Annotated in this window: 16 protein-coding genes; 9 read left to right on the forward strand and 7 right to left on the reverse strand. The window is 60.1% G+C overall.

The genetic code is table 11. From position 1 onward, the window contains the following. Nucleotides 1–7: 7 nt before the first annotated feature. From accB to QSK43_RS11080, 3 genes are all read right to left on the reverse strand, one after another. Nucleotides 8–490 (reverse strand): acetyl-CoA carboxylase biotin carboxyl carrier protein, encoded by a 483-nt coding sequence (gene accB / locus QSK43_RS11070; protein WP_045018608.1) that lies wholly within the window; start codon nt 488–490, stop codon nt 8–10. Between the two features lie 25 nt (nt 491–515). Further along, complete coding sequence (gene aroQ / locus QSK43_RS11075) at nt 516–953, reverse strand: type II 3-dehydroquinate dehydratase (protein WP_045018606.1); 438 nt, start codon at nt 951–953, stop codon at nt 516–518. A gap of 123 nt (nt 954–1,076) precedes the next feature. Then, on the reverse strand, nt 1,077–1,844 hold the full coding sequence (locus QSK43_RS11080; RefSeq protein WP_045018604.1) for a DsbA family protein: 768 nt from the start codon (nt 1,842–1,844) through the stop codon (nt 1,077–1,079). A gap of 171 nt (nt 1,845–2,015) precedes the next feature. Between QSK43_RS11080 and QSK43_RS11085 the strand changes: the two genes are divergently transcribed. Then, a complete protein-coding gene (locus QSK43_RS11085; protein WP_332303569.1) occupies nt 2,016–3,173 on the forward strand; it encodes a pyridoxal phosphate-dependent aminotransferase in 1,158 nt (385 codons plus the stop codon). Nucleotides 3,174–3,202: 29 nt separating this feature from the next. Here the strand turns inward: QSK43_RS11085 and QSK43_RS11090 are convergent, their stop codons facing one another. Then, complete coding sequence (locus QSK43_RS11090; protein WP_332303484.1) at nt 3,203–3,886, reverse strand: ArsR/SmtB family transcription factor; 684 nt, start codon at nt 3,884–3,886, stop codon at nt 3,203–3,205. Between the two features lie 74 nt (nt 3,887–3,960). On the opposite strand from QSK43_RS11090, the gene QSK43_RS11095 reads away from it, so the two are divergent. From QSK43_RS11095 to QSK43_RS11105, 3 genes are all read left to right on the forward strand, one after another. Next, complete coding sequence (locus tag QSK43_RS11095; RefSeq protein ID WP_045018817.1) at nt 3,961–4,287, forward strand: NIPSNAP family protein; 327 nt, start codon at nt 3,961–3,963, stop codon at nt 4,285–4,287. Continuing rightward, nucleotides 4,284–4,649 carry an antibiotic biosynthesis monooxygenase family protein gene (locus QSK43_RS11100; protein ID WP_332303485.1) on the forward strand — a complete coding sequence of 122 codons (366 nt, stop codon included), beginning with the start codon at nt 4,284–4,286 and terminating at the stop codon, nt 4,647–4,649. The genes QSK43_RS11095 and QSK43_RS11100 overlap by 4 nt, the downstream gene beginning before the upstream one ends. 145 nt (nt 4,650–4,794) lie before the next feature. Further along, a complete protein-coding gene (locus tag QSK43_RS11105; protein WP_332303486.1) occupies nt 4,795–5,499 on the forward strand; it encodes an SDR family oxidoreductase in 705 nt (234 codons plus the stop codon). Between the two features lie 88 nt (nt 5,500–5,587). On the opposite strand, the gene QSK43_RS11110 is transcribed toward QSK43_RS11105, so the two are convergent. Next, complete coding sequence (locus QSK43_RS11110) at nt 5,588–8,542, reverse strand: Rne/Rng family ribonuclease (protein WP_332303487.1); 2,955 nt, start codon at nt 8,540–8,542, stop codon at nt 5,588–5,590. Nucleotides 8,543–9,187: 645 nt separating this feature from the next. On the opposite strand from QSK43_RS11110, the gene QSK43_RS11115 reads away from it, so the two are divergent. The 4 genes from QSK43_RS11115 to QSK43_RS11130 all read left to right on the forward strand — a co-directional run bounded on the left by QSK43_RS11115 (nt 9,188) and on the right by QSK43_RS11130 (nt 15,114). Then, nucleotides 9,188–10,459, forward strand: coding sequence for an N-acetylmuramoyl-L-alanine amidase (locus tag QSK43_RS11115; RefSeq protein ID WP_332303488.1), 1,272 nt, complete (start codon nt 9,188–9,190; stop codon nt 10,457–10,459). A gap of 327 nt (nt 10,460–10,786) precedes the next feature. Next, on the forward strand, nt 10,787–13,234 hold the full coding sequence (locus QSK43_RS11120) for a penicillin-binding protein 1A (RefSeq protein WP_332303489.1): 2,448 nt from the start codon (nt 10,787–10,789) through the stop codon (nt 13,232–13,234). A gap of 98 nt (nt 13,235–13,332) precedes the next feature. Next, nucleotides 13,333–14,464 (forward strand): peptide chain release factor 2 gene (gene prfB / locus QSK43_RS11125; protein WP_332303490.1). Its coding sequence is split into 2 segments (ribosomal slippage): nt 13,333–13,401 and nt 13,403–14,464, totalling 1,131 coding nucleotides; the frame shifts between segments, so codons are not numbered across the junction. Nucleotides 14,465–14,643: 179 nt separating this feature from the next. After that, nucleotides 14,644–15,114, forward strand: coding sequence for a cysteine hydrolase family protein (locus QSK43_RS11130; protein ID WP_332303491.1), 471 nt, complete (start codon nt 14,644–14,646; stop codon nt 15,112–15,114). A 99-nt stretch (nt 15,115–15,213) separates the two neighbouring features. On the opposite strand, the gene QSK43_RS11135 is transcribed toward QSK43_RS11130, so the two are convergent. Together QSK43_RS11135 and QSK43_RS11140 are read right to left on the reverse strand one after the other, a co-directional pair. Further along, nucleotides 15,214–15,717 carry a hypothetical protein gene (locus QSK43_RS11135; protein ID WP_045018814.1) on the reverse strand — a complete coding sequence of 168 codons (504 nt, stop codon included), beginning with the start codon at nt 15,715–15,717 and terminating at the stop codon, nt 15,214–15,216. A 21-nt stretch (nt 15,718–15,738) separates the two neighbouring features. Beyond that, nucleotides 15,739–16,512: an NAD kinase gene (locus QSK43_RS11140; protein ID WP_045018586.1), complete on the reverse strand. Its 774-nt coding sequence runs from the start codon at nt 16,510–16,512 to the stop codon at nt 15,739–15,741. A 307-nt stretch (nt 16,513–16,819) separates the two neighbouring features. Between QSK43_RS11140 and QSK43_RS11145 the strand changes: the two genes are divergently transcribed. Beyond that, nucleotides 16,820–17,737 (forward strand): PhzF family phenazine biosynthesis protein, encoded by a 918-nt coding sequence (locus tag QSK43_RS11145; RefSeq protein ID WP_332303492.1) that lies wholly within the window; start codon nt 16,820–16,822, stop codon nt 17,735–17,737. Nucleotides 17,738–17,775 lie beyond the last annotated feature (38 nt).

Genomic DNA, 17,775 nt, shown 5'->3' on the forward strand with positions numbered 1-17,775 from the left:
ACCGCCTTTATTCGATGACCACGAGAGCTTCACCATACTCCACGGGCTGTGAGTCGTTGACGACGATTTCCACGACCTTGCCGGACTTCGGAGCGGGGATCTGGTTCATGGTCTTCATGGCTTCGACGATGAGGATGGTCTGGCCTTCCTTGACGATCGCGCCCACTTCGATGAACGGGCGTGCGCCCGGGGCAGGCGACAGGTAGACCGTGCCGACCATCGGCGAAGATACGGTGTTGGCCGGGTTGCGGGTAGGCGCTGCGGGCGCCGCCGCCGGCGTGGCGACTGCTGCCGGAGCCGCCGCAGGGGCGGGAGCGGGCGCTGCATAGTGTGTGGGCGCCGCGTAAACCGGGGCGGGCGGAGCGGCGCGGGAAACGCGGATGCGCATGTCTTCCTGCTCCACTTCGATTTCCGAAAGGTCGGTATCGTTGAGGATATTCGCGAGCTCGCGGATCAGTTCCTTGTCGATACCCTGTTTCTTTTCAGACATGACAAACCCTATTCTTTGTTTCTTTTTATGCCGTGATGTTTTTCAGCGCGTGAAGCGCCATGATATAGCCGTATGGTCCGAAACCGCAGACCATGCCCTTCGCAGCGGGTGATACCATCGATTTGTGACGGAATTCTTCCCGCGCGTGGATGTTGGAAATGTGCACTTCCACGACCGGCGTGGAAATCGCACGAATGGCATCGTGCAGCGCGATCGAGGTGTGGCTGTAGGCGCCGGGATTGATGACGACGCCTGCCGCCCTCTCGCCCGCCTCATGCAGCCAGTCCACGAGCACGCCTTCGTGGTTGGACTGGCGGAATTCCACTGCGAAACCGAGATCGGTTCCGGCCGCAAGACAATCATTCTCGATGTCCTTCAGCGTCTTGCCACCATAGATACCCGGTTCCCTTTTTCCCAGCATGTTGAGATTGGGGCCATTGATGACGATGATGATGTTGCTCATTCGCGTTTCCATAAGAAAATCAGCGACACCTATAGACTGCGCAGCCTTCAAGGAAAAGCCCCCGGAAGCCGTAAAGAGCCGGGAGGCCCGGCATCCACAGGGAATGCAGGGCTTTTTGCGGAATCAGGAGCAGGTGGCTTTTCCGCAGCTGCGCATATTGGCGATTTTTTCCTTCAGCGGGTCTGCCCCGACCGCGCCGAAAACGGCCTCGTTGCCGACGATATAGGACGGCGTTCCGGTGATGCCGAGGCTGTTGGCGAGCTTGTAGGTTTCCTGCACCTGCGCATCGTTGGGGTTTTCCGCCATCGATTTGCGGATGTCGGCTTCCTTGAGGCCAAGCGAGGTCGCGACTTCCATGGCGCTGTCCTCATTCGCCCGTCCGCGGCCGCCGAGCAAAGTGCGCTGGAATTCGGGATATTTGGCCGGCGCAAGCAGCTTGACGGCATTGGAAACCCGATGTGCCGCGACCGATTCCGGCCCGAGGATCGGGAATTCCTTGAGGACGACGCGCACCTTTTTGTCCGACTTCAGAATATTGTCCATGTCGCCCATGGCGCGTTTGCAATAACCGCAATTGTAGTCGAAGAATTCGACCAGCGTGACGTCGCCATCGGGATTGCCGAGCGCCAGATCGTATTTCGATTCGAAGATCGTCTTCTCGTTGTCGGCGACCGCTTCAGCGGCCTTGGCGTTGCGGGTCGCATATTGCTTGCGTTCCAGCGCGTCCTGAACCTCAAGCATGATCTCGGGGTTCTCGATCAGATATTGCTTGATGAACTCGCCCATTTCCTTCTTTTGCTGCTCATCCAGCGCATGGGCGGGCAAGCAGGCGAAAACCGTCGAAAGGGCCGTCACGCTGGCGAGAAGGGTTGAACGGAGAAGATGCGCCATATCGGTCCTCATACTGTGCGGCCAATGCCTCATGAATGTTATGATGCAATTACCTTACTTTAAGCCAAATGCCATACCGCAAAAATAGTTGTCCGCATTGTGGTCGCACGATTGTGAAGAGTGTGATTCTGCGGCAAGTCTCTGAAATACGGTTCAGGAAAGAGCATGCCCTTGATAACGATGTCGAAGCGGAGCGCAGTCGAACCCTTCCATGCCATGGATATTCTGGCGGAGGCGAACCGGCGACGGCAGGCGGGGCGCCCCGTCATTTCTATGGCGGTCGGCCAACCTTCCCACCCCGCGCCGAAAGCCTCGCTGGTGGCAGCGCAGGAGGCGCTGAAGCACGGGCGGATCGGCTACACCGACGCGCTTGGCCTGCGCGAACTGCGGGAAGCGATCGCCGGCCATTACCGGCTGCGCCACCAGATCGCCGTCGATCCGGCGCGCATCGCCGTGACCACCGGTTCTTCCGCCGCCTTCAATCTCGCCTTCCTCAGCCTTTTCGATGCCGGTGACTATGTCGCGATCGCAAGGCCCGGCTATCCCGCCTATCGCAATATTCTGAAGGCGCTCGGCCTCAATGTCGTGGAAGTGCCGGTAACGGCTGAAACCGGCTATACGCTGACGCCGGCCAGTCTGGAGCGGGCGGAAACCAGAGCGGGCTGCAAGTTGAAGGGCGTGCTTCTGGCAAGCCCGGCCAACCCAACCGGAACAGTCACCGGCCGTGAGGCGCTGAAACGGCTCGCAAATTATTGCGAAAGCCGGGATATCTCCTTCATTTCCGACGAGATCTACCATGGCCTCACCTTTGTCGGTGAGGAGACGAGCGCGCTCGAAATCACCGACAATGCCGTCGTCATCAATTCCTTCTCGAAATATTATTGCATGACCGGCTGGCGCATCGGCTGGATGGTCCTGCCGGAAAATCTTGTCCGTCCGGTCGAGTGTCTGGCCCAGAGCCTCTATATCTCACCGCCGGAACTCTCCCAGCTTGCCGCAACCGCAGCCTTTTCGGCGGCGGAGGAACTGGACGTCTACAGGGAAAGCTATCGCACCAACCGCGACTTCCTGATGGCGCGCCTGCCGGAAATCGGCCTGCCGCTTGCGTCTCCGATGGATGGTGCATTTTACGCCTATGTCGACACCAGCCGGTTTTCCAACGACAGCATGGATTTCGCCAAGCGCATGCTGGCGGAAATCGACGTGGCGACGACACCCGGCATGGATTTCGACCCCGAGGAAGGCCACAGGGCGTTGCGCATTTCCTATGCGGGTTCGGTATCGGATATTGCCGAAGCGGTGGGACGCATCGCCGGCTGGCTGAAATAAGCGACCGATTCGTCTGCCCCTATTCGGGATCAGGCGGGTGTGCAGCCGAAGGTGCTGGCAAAGGCCTTTTCACCCTTTGTGGTGAAGGTCAGCACACGGCCGTTTCCGTGCCGCAGCCAGTCACGCTGCTGCATGGCTTTAAGAAGCGATGCGCCAAGCCCGCCGCCGAGGTGGTGGCGGCGTTCGCTCCAGTCCAGGCAATGCAGGCACACCGGGCGCCTTGCCTTTTCCAGCGGCGAAAGGTCGATGCCGAAGCTTGAGAAGAAATCGCGGCCGCTGTCTGTCAGCGTAGGGTCGTCGCCGATGGTCACGAGCCCGTTTGTGGTGATGGTGGAAAGCAGCGCCACGCCGCTTTCTCCGGCCAGATGATCGTAACAGATGCGCGCCTCGCGAAGCGCCTTGTCCTTTGGTCCCGTGCGTACCCGCACTGCGCCTGTGCGCTGGGCAAGCCCCATCAGCGCTTCCAGTACCTGCGCCACATCCTCGTCGGAAAGGCGGAAATAACGATGCCGCCCCTGTTTCTCCGCCTTCAGCAACTGCGCCTCGGAGAGTTTCGCCAGATGCCCGCTGGTGGTCTGCAAGGTCACGCCGGCCGCTTCCGCAAGTTCGCTTGCCGTCAGAGCACGCCCGTCCATCAGCGCCGTCAATATGTTGGCGCGGGCGGGGTCGCCGATCAGGGCGGCGACATTGGCGATCAAGGGTCCGTCTTTCATAGTTCGATGATAGCCGAAGCATTGACGTGAGGCAATGGCATAGACAGGAGAGGCAGAACACGAGGAGACCAATGATGCTGACCTGCTTCATCCGCTACGAGATAGACCCCTTCAAGGTCGATGCCTTCGATCGATATGCCCGCAACTGGGGCGATGCGATACCGCGCTGTGGGGCCGATCTGATCGGTTATTACGCGCCGAAGGAAGGATCGAGCACGATTGCCTATGGCGTCTACAATATCGAGAGCCTCGCCGCCTACGAGGCCTACAGGGCACGGCTTGCCGCCGACCCGGCGGGGCGCGAGAACTACGAATTTGCGAAGCGTGAGCAATTCATTCGCCGTGAGGACAGGCTTTTCCTGCGCCTGGCGTCCGCTCCCCATGGCGGAGGCGCACGATGATCGCCGTCATCTTCGAGGTCTGGCCAGCGGAAGGCGAGAAACAGCATTATCTCGATATCGCCGCCAGCCTGCGCTCCGAACTGGAAACCATCGACGGGTTCCTGTCCGTCGAACGGTTTCAGAGCATCACCCATCCGGACAAGATGCTCTCTTTGTCGTTTTTCAGGGATGAGGAGGCGGTAAAGGCGTGGCGCAACACAGCGCCGCATCGCGCGGCACAGGCGCTGGGACGGTCCGGCGTCTTTTGTAATTACCGGCTGCGTATCGCCTATGTCATGCGTGATTACGGGTTGCGGGAGAGGGAGGAGGCCCCGCCGGACAGCAGGCAGGTCCATTCCGGGGATGCGGGCGTCATTCGCTGACACCTTCAGCATCAGTTTTTCTTCATCCCCGCTCAAGGCTTTCTGGTTCGAACTCGCTTCCGAAACCCGCTATAGATAGAGCGGGTTAAGGATGGAGAATGGTCGCCACGCGGCGTCCGCCCGATTGAAAAATGGAGAAAGAACGATGTCGGCAGAAAAAGTGGCGATTGTAACGGCGGGCGGCAGCGGCATGGGAGCAGCCGTGGCAAAACGTCTAGGTGCTGATGGTTACAAGCTCGCGATCCTGTCGTCCTCGGGCAAGGGGGAAGCGCTGGCGAAAGAACTGGGCGGCATCGGCGTCACCGGCTCCAACCAGTCCAATGACGATCTCAATCGACTGGTGGAGCTGACGCTCGAAAAGTTCGGCCGTATCGACGTTCTCGTGAACAGTGCAGGCCATGGCCCACGCGCCTCCATCCTCGATATCACCGACGAGCAATGGCACACGGGTCTCGATGTCTACCTGATGAACGTCATCCGCCCGACGCGGATCGTGGCTCCGTTCATGGTGAAGCAGAAGGCGGGCGCGATCGTCAACATCTCGACCGCCTGGGCTTTCGAGCCGAGCAGCATGTTCCCGACATCGGCCGTGTTCCGCGCCGGCCTTGCCTCCTACACCAAGATTTTTTCCGATACCTATGCGGCCGACAATGTGCGCATGAACAATGTCCTGCCCGGCTGGATCGACAGTCTGCCCGCCACGGAAGAACGCCGCCAGGGTGTGCCGATGCAGCGTTACGGAACGAGCGAGGAGATTGCCGCAACTGTCGCGTTTCTGGCCTCGGAAGGCGCCGGTTACATCACCGGCCAGAACATCCGCGTCGATGGTGGCCTGACGCGTTCCGTCTGACGTTTGGCATGACGGAAACGTAACGTCCGCCAATAAAGCAAAACGCCCGCAACATGGTTGCGGGCGTTTTTTGTTTCAGTGCGTTCTATCAGAAGAAGCCCTTGCGCTGCCACCAGCCGCCCTTGCGCGGCTTCGGCTCGTCGCCGTCAGGATTGGCAGGCGCGCCAGACGAGGTCACTACCGGCTCCGAATTCGAGACATTGCTGCCCCGGTTCGCGCGGGCCTTTTCTTCCGCTGCGGGTGCTTCGGCGTCCGGACCCAGATCGGCGGAGGCTTCGCCCACTTCCTCGATGGCGACATCGACGACGGTTGGCGCAACGACTGCTGGCGCAACGATCACCGGCTCGACCGTTTCAACGACCTTGGCTTCCACTTCAGCCTTGGGGGCCTCCACTACTTCAGCCTTGGGCGCTTCGTCGGTCTTGGTCTTCGCCTTGCGGGTGCGGCGCGGCTTCTTCGGGGCTTCCTCTTCCACAACTTCGGCAACCACGCCTTCCACCACTTCGGCGGCGGCAGGTTCTTCGGTTACAGGTGCTGCGGCTACTGCGGCGGAAACCTCTTCGCTTTCGCCTTCGGTGCCTTCGTCGTCGCTATCGGAGCCTGCGGCCTCGAGAGCCTCGTCTTCCGCACGGTTGCGGCGGCCGCCACGCTTGCCGCGACGACGGCGCTTGCGCTTGCCATCTTCGTCGGTGGTTGCAGCTTCGTTCACGCCGTTTTCATCGGCGTCGTCCGCATCGGTTTCGACACCATCTTCGTCGTCCGCATCATCAGCGTCCGTGTCGTCACCAGCCTGGGCATCGACTGCACCGTTCTGGTCGTTTTGTCCGCCCTTGCCACGACGGCGACGACGACGCTTGCGCTTGCGCTTGCCGTCTTCACCATTGTCGCCCTGCGGCTGCTGCTGGCGCGGTTCGCCGGCCTGCACCTTGACGATTTCTTCCTCGTCTTCATCCTCTTCCGCCTCGATGATGAAGTCGTCTTCCTCTTCCACGAAGCTCGGAAGCATCTGGATAAGGCTCTCGATCTTCACCGGATTTTCGACGGCTTCGCCGCGATCGATGGCGAAATGCTGCGCACCGACGCTGGCATCGGCGGCGATGATGATCGACACACCGAAGCGGCCTTCATAATCGACAATCGTGCCGCGCTTGTGGTTGAGCAGGTAGAGCGCCGTTTCCGGCGTGCTGCGCACCGTGATGTTGTGGGTCGTGTTGCGCAGCAGATATTCCTCGATGCCGCGCAGAACATGCAGCGCGACGGAGGATTCGGAGCGGACATGGCCCGTGCCGCCGCAATGCTGGCAGACCTGCGTGGTCGATTCCAGCACCGAAGCGCGAATGCGCTGGCGCGACATTTCCAGCAGGCCGAAATGCGAGATACGGCCGACCTGGATGCGCGCCCGGTCGTTTTTCAGGCAATCTTTGAGCTTCTTCTCGACGGTGCGGTTGTTGCGCTTTTCTTCCATGTCGATGAAGTCGATGACGACGAGACCGGCAAGGTCGCGCAGACGCAGCTGGCGCGCCACTTCTTCGGCAGCCTCGACGTTGGTCGTCAGCGCCGTTTCCTCGATGGAATGCTCACGGGTCGAACGGCCCGAGTTCACGTCGATGGAAACCAGAGCCTCGGTCTGGTTGATGATGAGATAACCGCCCGATTTCAGCGTCACCTGCGGCTGCAGCATGCGGTCGAGCTGGGCTTCGATGCCGGAGCGCGAGAAGATCGGATGAATGTCGCGGTAAGGCTGAACCACCTTGGCGTGGCTCGGCATCAGCATCTTCATGAAGTCTTTCGCTTCACGATAGCCTTCTTCGCCCGAAACGATGATCTCGCTGATATCCTTGTTATAGAGATCGCGGATCGAACGCTTGATGAGCGAGCCTTCCTCGTAAACGAGGCAGGGGGCCGTGGAATTCAGCGTCAGCGTGCGGACGTTTTCCCACAGGCGCATCAGATATTCGAAGTCGCGCTTGATCTCGACGCGGGTACGGTTGGCGCCTGCGGTACGCAGAATGACGCCCATGCCCTGCGGAACTTCCAGATCGCGCGCGATTTCCTTCAGGCGCTTGCGGTCGGTCGGCTGGGTGATCTTGCGGGAAATGCCACCGCCGCGCGCCGTGTTCGGCATCAGCACGGAATAACGTCCGGCGAGCGACAGATAGGTGGTGAGTGCCGCACCCTTGTTGCCGCGTTCTTCCTTGGCAACCTGCACCAGAAGGATCTGGCGACGCTTGATGACTTCCTGAATGCGGTACTGCTTGCGCGGCTTGCGCGCAACGCGATCGGGAACCTCTTCCATGGCGTCTTCGGCGCCGACGGATTCGATCACTTCCTTTTCGTGATGATCGTCATCATCGTCGTCGTCATCATCGTCATTGCCACGGCGAAGACCGTCGACTTCCTCGGAAATCGTATCGGTATCGACCATGGCGGCCATTTCGCCGCCCGTGCTGCCATCTTCTTCGGAAGAGGCCTCAGTGGTCTCGGAAACGGCTTCTTCCTCAGCTACCTTCTTCTTGGCGCGGGGGCGGCGGGCACGCTTTTTGGGCGCTTCTTCCGCAACAGCCTCGACGGCTTCAGCCGCTACGTCTCCGGAGGCTTCTTCGGCGATGGCGGCGGTTTCTTCCGCGACCACGACCTTCGCGGTTTCAGTCGGGGCAACGATGCCGACATCGGGCTGGTCCGCCTGCGACAGATCAAATGCCGGTGCGCCGGGCTCGGGGGCGTCAGCCGATTCGAAGTCGTCGCTGCGGCGATGATCCTCAGCTTCCGCCTTCAAGAGGGCCTGACGGTCGGCGAGCGGAATCTGGTAATAATCCGGGTGAATTTCCGCAAAAGCGAGAAAACCGTGGCGATTTCCACCGTAGTCAACGAAGGCCGCCTGAAGAGAGGGTTCAACCCTCGTGACCTTGGCAAGGTAGATGTTGCCGCGGATCTGTTTCTTGTGCTCCGATTCGAAATCGAATTCTTCGATCCGGTTCCCACGGACAACGACTACGCGTGTCTCCTCTTCGTGGGAGGCGTCGATAAGCATTTTGTCTGCCATGTAAGCTGTGCTCCTCGGCGCAGCCTTGTTTTATACGAGAACAGGCCCGCCACACGGACGAGCCTTTCATATGAGTGCAAGGATGTGCCGGAAATGAAGTCTCCAGCCGGGCCTCTGTAAACTGGCAGCATCCGGACCGACGGCGAGGCGCTTGGCCTGCTCCTGGTATCCGGTTCATGTGAAAACTGCTGCGACATCATTGGCCAGGCGGAACGACAATAATATATAGACCCCTTGGGATCCGATGAATTTGCTCTCCTCAGAGCAGCGGTGGCAACGCCACCGGGTAGGTCTCCGGCCACGGCCGGAATTGATCCAGTTTCAGGATAAATGTAACGACGGCAGATGATTGCCCGTTTTGCAGCGCCAGCGTCTTTTTCGATTGGCAGCCGGCGGGCATCTATCCCGTCAACACTTTTAACCCTCATCCTTGTTGTATGTTTTCTCTGTCATAATAGCAATAGGCTGGCTAAATATGCCATATTATTGGTGGAATCTCCGGGTTAATAATTGGTTCACCAACGCCTGCGATTGTGGGGCGCAAACGCGCAAACAATCGTCCTGCGTGATTGAAAAGGTGCTGTTCCCGGCACTTTTCCGCCTCATTTGTCGAAAATGACTGAAATACGGAATTTCTTGAAGACCATGAATTTCACGCGCAGCGCAGCGATATTCGGTGGGGCAGGGCCGCTTGGCGCGCGAATCGCGCGGCTCGCGGTTGCCCTTGTCTTGCCAGCCGTCTTTTCGGTTGCCGCAACTGTCTCATACGTTCAGCAGGCAGTCGCCCAGGAGCCGCTCGTCGCCCATCAGGCGCGCATTGTCGGCGACGAGGCGCGCACGCGCATCGTTCTCGATTTTGCCGAGGAGCCGGAGTTCGACATTCACTATCTCGATTCGCCAGCCCGCATCGTCGTGGATTTCCCGGCGGTGAATTTCGCCTTCCCCGCAGCCGATCTGGCGCCGACCGGCCTTTTTTCGGATATCCGCTTCGGCAGCATGGGGCAAAACAGCGCCCGTATCGTGCTGACGGCGAAAAAGCCGGTGCAGGTCGCTGTTGCCGAAACCAAAAAGGGCGAAGACGGCGCAGCTTTCCGGTTCACGCTGGATGCGGAGATCACCACCAAGGCCAAATTCGCCGAGTTGGTGAAGGAGCAGCAATGGCGGGCGCCAGCCCCTGTCTCCACCGCCGCGATCGCGCCCGACGACAAGACATCGCGTTCGACCGAATTTGTCATCGCGATCGATGCCGGCCATGGCGGCATCGACGCCGGCGCCTCCGGCGGCGTGACAGGCACGGAGGAAAAGGTCATCACGCTGACCTTTGCGAAGGAGCTTGTGGAGCGGATGAACAGGGAGCCCGGCATCAAGGCGTTCCTGACCCGCGATTCGGATACGTTTCTCGCTTTGTCCGAGCGGGTGACGATCGCCCGGCAGAATAACGCCAACCTGTTCATCTCATTGCATGCCGACACCCTCAAGCAGAAGGGCATCCGTGGCGCGACCGTCTATACATTGTCCGACCGGGCCTCGGACCGCAGGGCGCAGGAACTGGCGGAGCGCGAAAACAAGTCCGACCAGATCGCCGGCGTGGCGGCCTCCAGCGAGCCGCCGGAAGTGGCGGATATTCTCCTCGATTTCACCCGCCGCGAAACGCAGGCCTTTTCGGTGACGCTGGCCGAAAACATCGTTTCCTCCTTCGAGGGACAGGTCGGTCTCATCAACAATCCGCATCGTTACGCCGGTTTCATGGTGCTGCGCGCCCATGATGTGCCGTCGGTACTGCTGGAACTCGGTTTCCTGTCCAATCCGGAAGACGAGAAACTGCTTCTCGATGCGGAATGGCGCAGGAAGGTCGCCGATACGCTGGCAACTGCGGTCGGACGATACCGCGCCAAGGCCATGGCGAACGGCGGCTGAGACGCCTGGCGGCGGAGCGGCGGTCCTGTTGCCGCAGCACCGCTGGCAGCCGAAAAAGCTGTTCAATTCTTGGGCCTTGCGGAGGATAAAGGACATGAAGCCCTATTTTACTCACATTCGCCGCGTTACTCGGGAAGCGGATTCTGTGGGGATCCACAACGCAGCCGAGCGCCATCATGGGCTGGCGGCGTGGTAACATATCAGCGAATGCTGCCGTTCCGGCTTGTCATCGAAGGTATGGTGTGCAAAACGGCACGCGATATGCAAGGATGCGCCCGTACTTCGTCGGGCGTTGATGGTTACGATTCGAATTATCGGTAGCTTGGTATGATCAGACTGATTGGATATTTTTTCGGCTTGGCCAGCGTGCTCTTCCTGTGCGCCGCCGCCGCCGGTGCGATTTATTTGCACGGCGTGACGAAGGACCTGCCGGATTACGCAGTTCTGAGCACGTATGAACCGCCTGTAACGACCCGCGTGCACGCCGGCAACGGTGCGCTGATGGCGGAGTACGCCCATGAGAAACGCCTGTTCCTGCCGATCCAGGCTATTCCGGACCGGGTCAAGGCGGCTTTCCTTTCGGCGGAAGACAAGAATTTCTACAACCACCCCGGGGTCGACATCTGGGGTCTCGGCCGCGCCGTTCTCGTCAATATCCAGAATCTCGGCTCCGGTCGTCGCCCGGTTGGCGCATCGACCATCACCCAGCAGGTGGCGAAGAACTTTCTTCTGACCAATGACCAGACCATTGACCGCAAGCTGAAGGAAGCGCTTCTTTCCTTCCGTATCGAGCAGACCTATTCCAAGGACAAGATTCTCGAGCTTTATCTCAACGAGATCTTTTTCGGCCTGAATTCCTACGGCATCGCCGGTGCGGCGCTCACCTATTTCAACAAATCGGTGACGGAACTGACGATCGCGGAGACCGCGTATCTTGCATCTCTGCCGAAAGGCCCGGCCAATTATCATCCGATCCGCCGCGAGAAGGCGGCGCTGGAGCGTCGCAACTGGGTGATCGACCGCATGGCCGAGAACGGCTACATCACCGTCGCCGATGCCGAGGACGCCAAAAAGCAGCCGCTCGGCGTCAATCTGCGCCGCGGTGGCGCGCATATCTTCGCGTCCGACTATTTCGCCGAGGAAGTCCGCCGTCAGATCGTTGAAAAATACGGAGAGGAAGCGCTTCTCGAAGGCGGGCTTTCGGTCCGCACCTCTTTCGATCCGCAGATTCAGATGGAGGCCCGCAAGGCGCTTCAGGATGGTCTCGTGCAATATGACGAGCGTCGCGGTTTCCGCGGACCCATCGAAAAGATCGAGACGACTGGCGACTGGACGGCGGCGCTCGCCAAGGTCAAAGGCCTGCGCGATGTTCCCGAATGGAAGGTCGCCGTGGTTCTCGCCGTTGCGGCCGACGGCGTCGATATCGGCGTGCAGGTCGATCCCGATACCGAAGATGGCGACAAGCGCACGCGGGGCCATATCTCGGCTGAAAACATGCGCTGGGCCTATCGCGATGCGACTGGCAAAAAGCCGACCTCCAAGTCGCCGGTCGGCGTTCTGGCGGCGGGTGATGTCGTTTATGCGCAGCCGCTTTCCAATACCGGCAGCGAATATCGCCTGCGCCAGCCCCCCACGGTGCAGGGCGGCATGATGGTGATGGACCCGCATACCGGCCGCGTTCTGGCCATGGTCGGCGGCTTCTCCTATGCGCAATCGGAATTCAACCGCGCCACGCAGGCAATGCGTCAGCCGGGTTCCTCGTTCAAGCCGTTCATCTATGCGGCCGCGCTCGACAACGGCTATACGCCGGCATCGGTCATTCTCGATGCGCCCATCGAGGTGGTTTCCGGCGGTCAGGTCTGGAAACCGCAGAATTACGGCGGGGGTTCCGCCGGTCCCTCGACCCTGCGTCTCGGCATCGAAAAATCCCGTAACCTCATGACCGTGCGTCTGGCGCAGGACATGGGCATGAACCTGGTGGCGGAATATGCCGAACGCTTCGGCATCTACGACAAGATGCCGCCGCTTCTCGCAATGTCGCTCGGTTCCGGTGAAACCACCATCATGCGCATGGTCTCGGCCTATTCGGTCATCGCCAATGGCGGCAAGCAGATCAAGCCGACGCTGATCGACCGCATCCAGGACCGTTACGGCAAGACGATCTTCCGGCATGAGGAGCGAGCTTGCGAGGGCTGCAACGCGACGAGCTGGCAAAATCAGGACGAGCCTGTCATCGTCGACAATCGCGAGCAGGTTCTCGACCCGATGACCGCTTACCAGACGACCTCCATGCTGGAAGGTGTCGTGCAGCGCGGCACGGCGGCAGGCAAGATCAAGGTCGATCTGCCGGTTGCCGGCAAGACGGGCACCACCAACGATGAAAAGGACGCCTGGTTCGTCGGTTACACGCCGGACATGGTTGCCGGTCTTTATATCGGCTTCGATTCGCCCGCACCGCTCGGTCGCGGCGGCACCGGCGGCTCGTTGTCGGCGCCGATCTTCGGCGAGTTCATCGCCGATGCGGCCAAGCACCTGCAACCGAGCAAGTTCATCGTGCCGGAGGGCATGAAGTTCATCGCCGTCAACCGCAAGACCGGCATGGCGGCGGCGGAAGGCCAGCCGGACACCATCATGGAAGCCTTCAAGCCCGGCACCGGCCCGGCCGACAGCTTCTCGGTGATCGGCGCGGAAGGCTATATGTCGCAGGACGATATTCTGAAGACCTCGCCGCAGGCCCAGCAGGCCATCACCGGCGGTGGCGGCGGTCTTTATTGATACCAGTCTTATGCTTGGCGGGGGGCGCGGGTCTTTACATCCGCGCCCCCCGCATTTATTTGAGCAACCAGTTTCAATGAAGGCGAAGAACCAGCGAAATGCGCAATGAAATTGTGAACGTAGTCGACGAAATCAAGCAGGCCGTAAGCCTGCTGAGGAGGCATCTTTGACTGGGACCAGGCGATAAGACGACTGGACTGGTTGAACAACAAGGCAGAGGATCCGACCCTCTGGAACGATGCCGCCGAGGCCCAGAAACTGATGCGCGAACGCCAGCAGCTGGATGACAGCATCGGCGGCGTCAGGGCGCTCGAGCAGCAGCTCAAGGACAATATCGAGCTGATCGAACTAGGCGAGATGGAAGGCGACGACGAAATCGTCAAGGACGCCGAGGACGCGCTGAAGGCGCTGAAGAGCGAGGCGAACCGCCGTCAGGTGGAAGCCATGCTCTCCGGTGAGGCCGACGGCAACGACAGCTATCTCGAAGTGCACTCCGGCGCTGGCGGCACGGAAAGCCAGGACTGGGCCAACATGCTGCTTCGCATGTATACCCGCTGGGCCGACCGCGAAGGTTTCAAGGTCGAAGTGCTGGAAGTTCACGACGGCGAAGAGGCCGGCATCAAGTCCGCGACGATCCTCGTCAAGGGCCACAATGCTTTCGGCTGGCTGAAGACGGAATCGGGCGTGCACCGCCTCGTTCGCATTTCGCCCTATGACAGCAATGCGCGTCGCCACACATCGTTCTCTTCCGTCTGGGTTTACCCTGTCGTCGACGATTCGATCCAGATCGACATCAACGAGAGCGATTGCCGTATCGATACCTATCGATCCTCGGGCGCGGGCGGCCAGCACGTCAACACCACCGACTCGGCCGTGCGCATCACCCACATACCGACCGGTATTGCCGTGGCCTGCCAGCAGGAGCGTTCCCAGCACAAGAACCGCGCCAAGGCGTGGGACATGCTGCGCGCCCGTCTCTATGAGGTGGAGCTGCAAAAACGTGAAGATGCGGCAAACGCCCAGGCTGCTTCCAAGACCGATATCGGCTGGGGCCACCAGATCCGTTCCTACGTCCTGCAACCCTATCAGTTGATCAAGGACCTGCGTACCGGCGTGGAAAGCACCGCACCCGGCAACGTGCTCGACGGTGATCTGAACGAGTTCATGGAAGCGGCTCTCGCGCACCGCATCAGCGGCGGCGCAGACGTGGACGTGGCGGATATCGATTAAGACGCTGCAATGCGTCGATTGGAAAAGATCGCCCCTCGCAAGATAATTGCGAGGGGTTTTTCGTTGGCGCATTTCCAGTAAAAGTGCGTAGCGGGTTTAGTCCGGAAAATGCTTGGAAATAAAGAGGTAGAGCACGTCAGACGGTACCGTTTAAACAGGACGTACTCTGGAGGACATGCGTGAAACAGGCGCTTTTTATCATCGACGTCCAGCCGAGCTTCAACCCGCCGGCGTCGCTGGTGGCGGATATATCTGCGCTGGCCGCGACCATGCCGAGCATCGCCACCGTCGAGCGCCACGATGAAAACGTGACGCCTTTCGAACGGCAATTGGGCTGGAAACCGGGCAGGGACGACTGCTCGCTGGTTCCGGCGGACCGAATTTTCATCAAGCATGGTTACGCACCGCCAAAAGAGGCGATCGATCACCTTCTATCTCTGAAGCTCGAAAGGGTGCTGGTCTGCGGCATTCAGGCCGACACCTGCGTGCTGGCGGCCGGTTTTGCTTTGTTCGATGCGGGGCTTCATCCCACGCTTCTGCCGTGGCTGACAATCGGCTCCAGCCTCGACCGCAGCGGCGAACTCGGCGCCAGATTATGGAAACATCATTTCGGCGCGGTTCTGGCCGGGCCACACGAGCTTGATACGTAGAGCATTTCCAGTAAAAGTGCGCAGCGGTCTTACGTCCGGAACACGCGAAAAACAAAACGATAGAGCATGTCGAACGATCCCGTCTAACCGGACTTGCTCTCAGTTCGAGGCTTTCTCGATTTTCATTTCACCAAGCTCGTCGATCAGGATCGTCCAGCTTTCCGCTTCCTTGGCCACCGGGTCCGTTTTCAGATAGACCGTTACGAACAGGCCGGGCGAGGCGGGTGCGCCGTTCGAGCTTTCTGGGCGAATATCCGTGACGTAGGATTTCATCTGGCTGAATTCTTCCAGCTCGATGTTTTCGAGAAGGTTCGGTCCGTTGGCGGCAAATGCGATGCGCTGTAGGTAGACTCTCGCGGTGCCATCGCCCTGGCGGATCGCAACCACCTTGTAATAGCCGCGTGTAGGCGTCGCCGGCGGCGGCCGCAGCTGACCGTCAGTGCCTGCCACAGGCTCCAAATTCTGCTCTTCCCACATGCCGCTGCTGACAACGAAGATCGCCGAAACCGGCAGCGCGTCGATCGCCTCCGTCTGGGCGCGCACGGGAAGCACAGCAGCGGTTGCGAAAATGAGGGCAGCGAGGAGAGGAGTTTTCAGGTGCATGGCCATCGTCAGCGGTTGGCGTCAATTGTTGAATTGTTCGGCGAGAACCCGGTCCGACCACGAGCGGTCCGGATCCGAGAGAATTCTGGCCGTCCTGTCCTGTGATTGCGCAATCCGCACATGCCGCACGGATTTCACCTCCGTATGGTCGGCCACCGCGTTTACCGGGCGTTTATCCCGCTCCAGAACGTGAATGTCCACCGTCACCTTGTTCGGCAAGAGCGCACCGCGCCAGCGGCGCGGCCGGAAGGCGCTGACGGGGGTGAGCGCCAGAAGCGGCGATTCCAGCGGAAGGATCGGTCCATGGGCCGAGAAATTATAGGCTGTCGACCCCGCCGGTGTCGCCACCATCATGCCATCGCAGATCAGCTCTTCCAGCCGCACCTTGCCGTCCACTTCGACGCGAAGCTTGGCCGCCTGATGCGATTGCCGGAACAGGCTGACCTCGTTCATGGCGAGTGCCGTAAACTCGTCGCCGTCGGAATCCGTCGTCGTCATGCGCAGGGGATGAAAATCATTGCCGGTCGCCACGGCGATGCGCTCGATCAGGCCGTCCACCCGGTAGTCGTTCATCAGAAAACCGACCGATCCCCGGTTCATGCCATAAACCCGCTTGCCGGAATTCATCGTCTCGTTGAGAATTTGCAGCATGAAGCCGTCGCCGCCGAGCGCCACGATCACATCCGCTTCGTGGAAGGGTGTGTTGCCGTAAGCGCCTTTCAGCTCTTCCAGCGCCCTCTGCGCCTCGTCAGTTGTGGAGGCGACGAAGGACAGTGAACAGTTAGAATGCGACATCCGCTTCCCTCGGCAACGACGCAAACCGGAAGCGGCCTGCGAAGGATGCTGTAACCTGTTGAAGTGGCTCACAATCTTAAAACGTCGATAAAAACGGTCGATCGCAAGCCACAAGATGCATCCTTGGTACATGAAGACGGCGGTTCGCGACAAGGCCTTTCGGGCGGGCAGGTGTTCCCTTCCGATGCGTTTGCCCCGGCGCGGTCCACAGCTTCTTGGTTTCCGGCCTCCGACAAGGGTTGCGATGCGCGGCGGCGTAAGGCAATTTGCCCGAACCAGGCGGAATGACGAATGGCAGGAGACGGGCGTGGTGCTGAATTACAATATCTACGATGTCTTTACCGAGACCAAATTGGCGGGAAATCCGCTCGCTGTCATGTATGATGCGGACGGTCTCGACCAGGAGGCGATGCAGGCGATCGCCAGGGAAATGAACCTCTCCGAGACCGTTTTCGTCAGCCGCTCCGGTAATCCTGCCCATGCGGCTTCGCTCCGCATCTTCACGCCATCCAGCGAACTGCCTTTCGCGGGCCACCCGACTGTTGGCGCAGCGATTGCGATTGCAGAGCGCAATCGCAAGGACAGCGACGGCGATATCGACATGGTCTGCGTGCTGGAGGAAAAGGTGGGGCCGGTGCGCTGCGCGGTCAGGATGAGGACCGGCGCGGTCAGCTTCGCCGAATTTGATCTGCCGCGCAAATCGTCCCGCGTCACCCTGCCGCTCGATCATACGGCACTTGCCGATGCGCTGGGCGTCAGCGAAGGCCATCTCGGCTTTGAAAATCACGTACCGTCGATCTGGACGGCAGGCGTGCCGTTTCTGCTCGTGCCGCTGCACAACATCACCGCTATCAGCGATATGGATTTCGACGCCGGTCTGTGGCTGCGCACCGCACCGCTGGTCGAGGGACGCCTGACGGCGGCCTATATCTACTGTCGTGGCGGCGTCAATCACGCGGCGAAGTTCCACGCCCGGATGTTCTCCCCGGAAATGGGGATTTCGGAAGACCCCGCCACCGGCGCTGCCGTCGCCGCCCTTTCCGGCGCCATCCATCATTTCGACGGCCTGACCGACGGCCACTATCCGCTGCTGATAGAACAGGGCGTAGAGATGGAACGGCCTTCCCACATCCACCTGCGTATGGACATCAAGGACAGCGAAATCGCCCGCGCCCGCATCGGTGGCCACGCGGTCCGCGTGGCAACGGGTACGTTCGAGATTTGATTTCAATATAAGCGGCTGAACTGCTGTCGGAAAAAACG

Origin of the sequence: Rhizobium sp. GR12, from assembly GCF_036596185.1 — a bacterium.
In the GTDB taxonomy this organism is placed as follows: Bacteria; Pseudomonadota; Alphaproteobacteria; order Rhizobiales; family Rhizobiaceae; genus Agrobacterium; species Agrobacterium nepotum.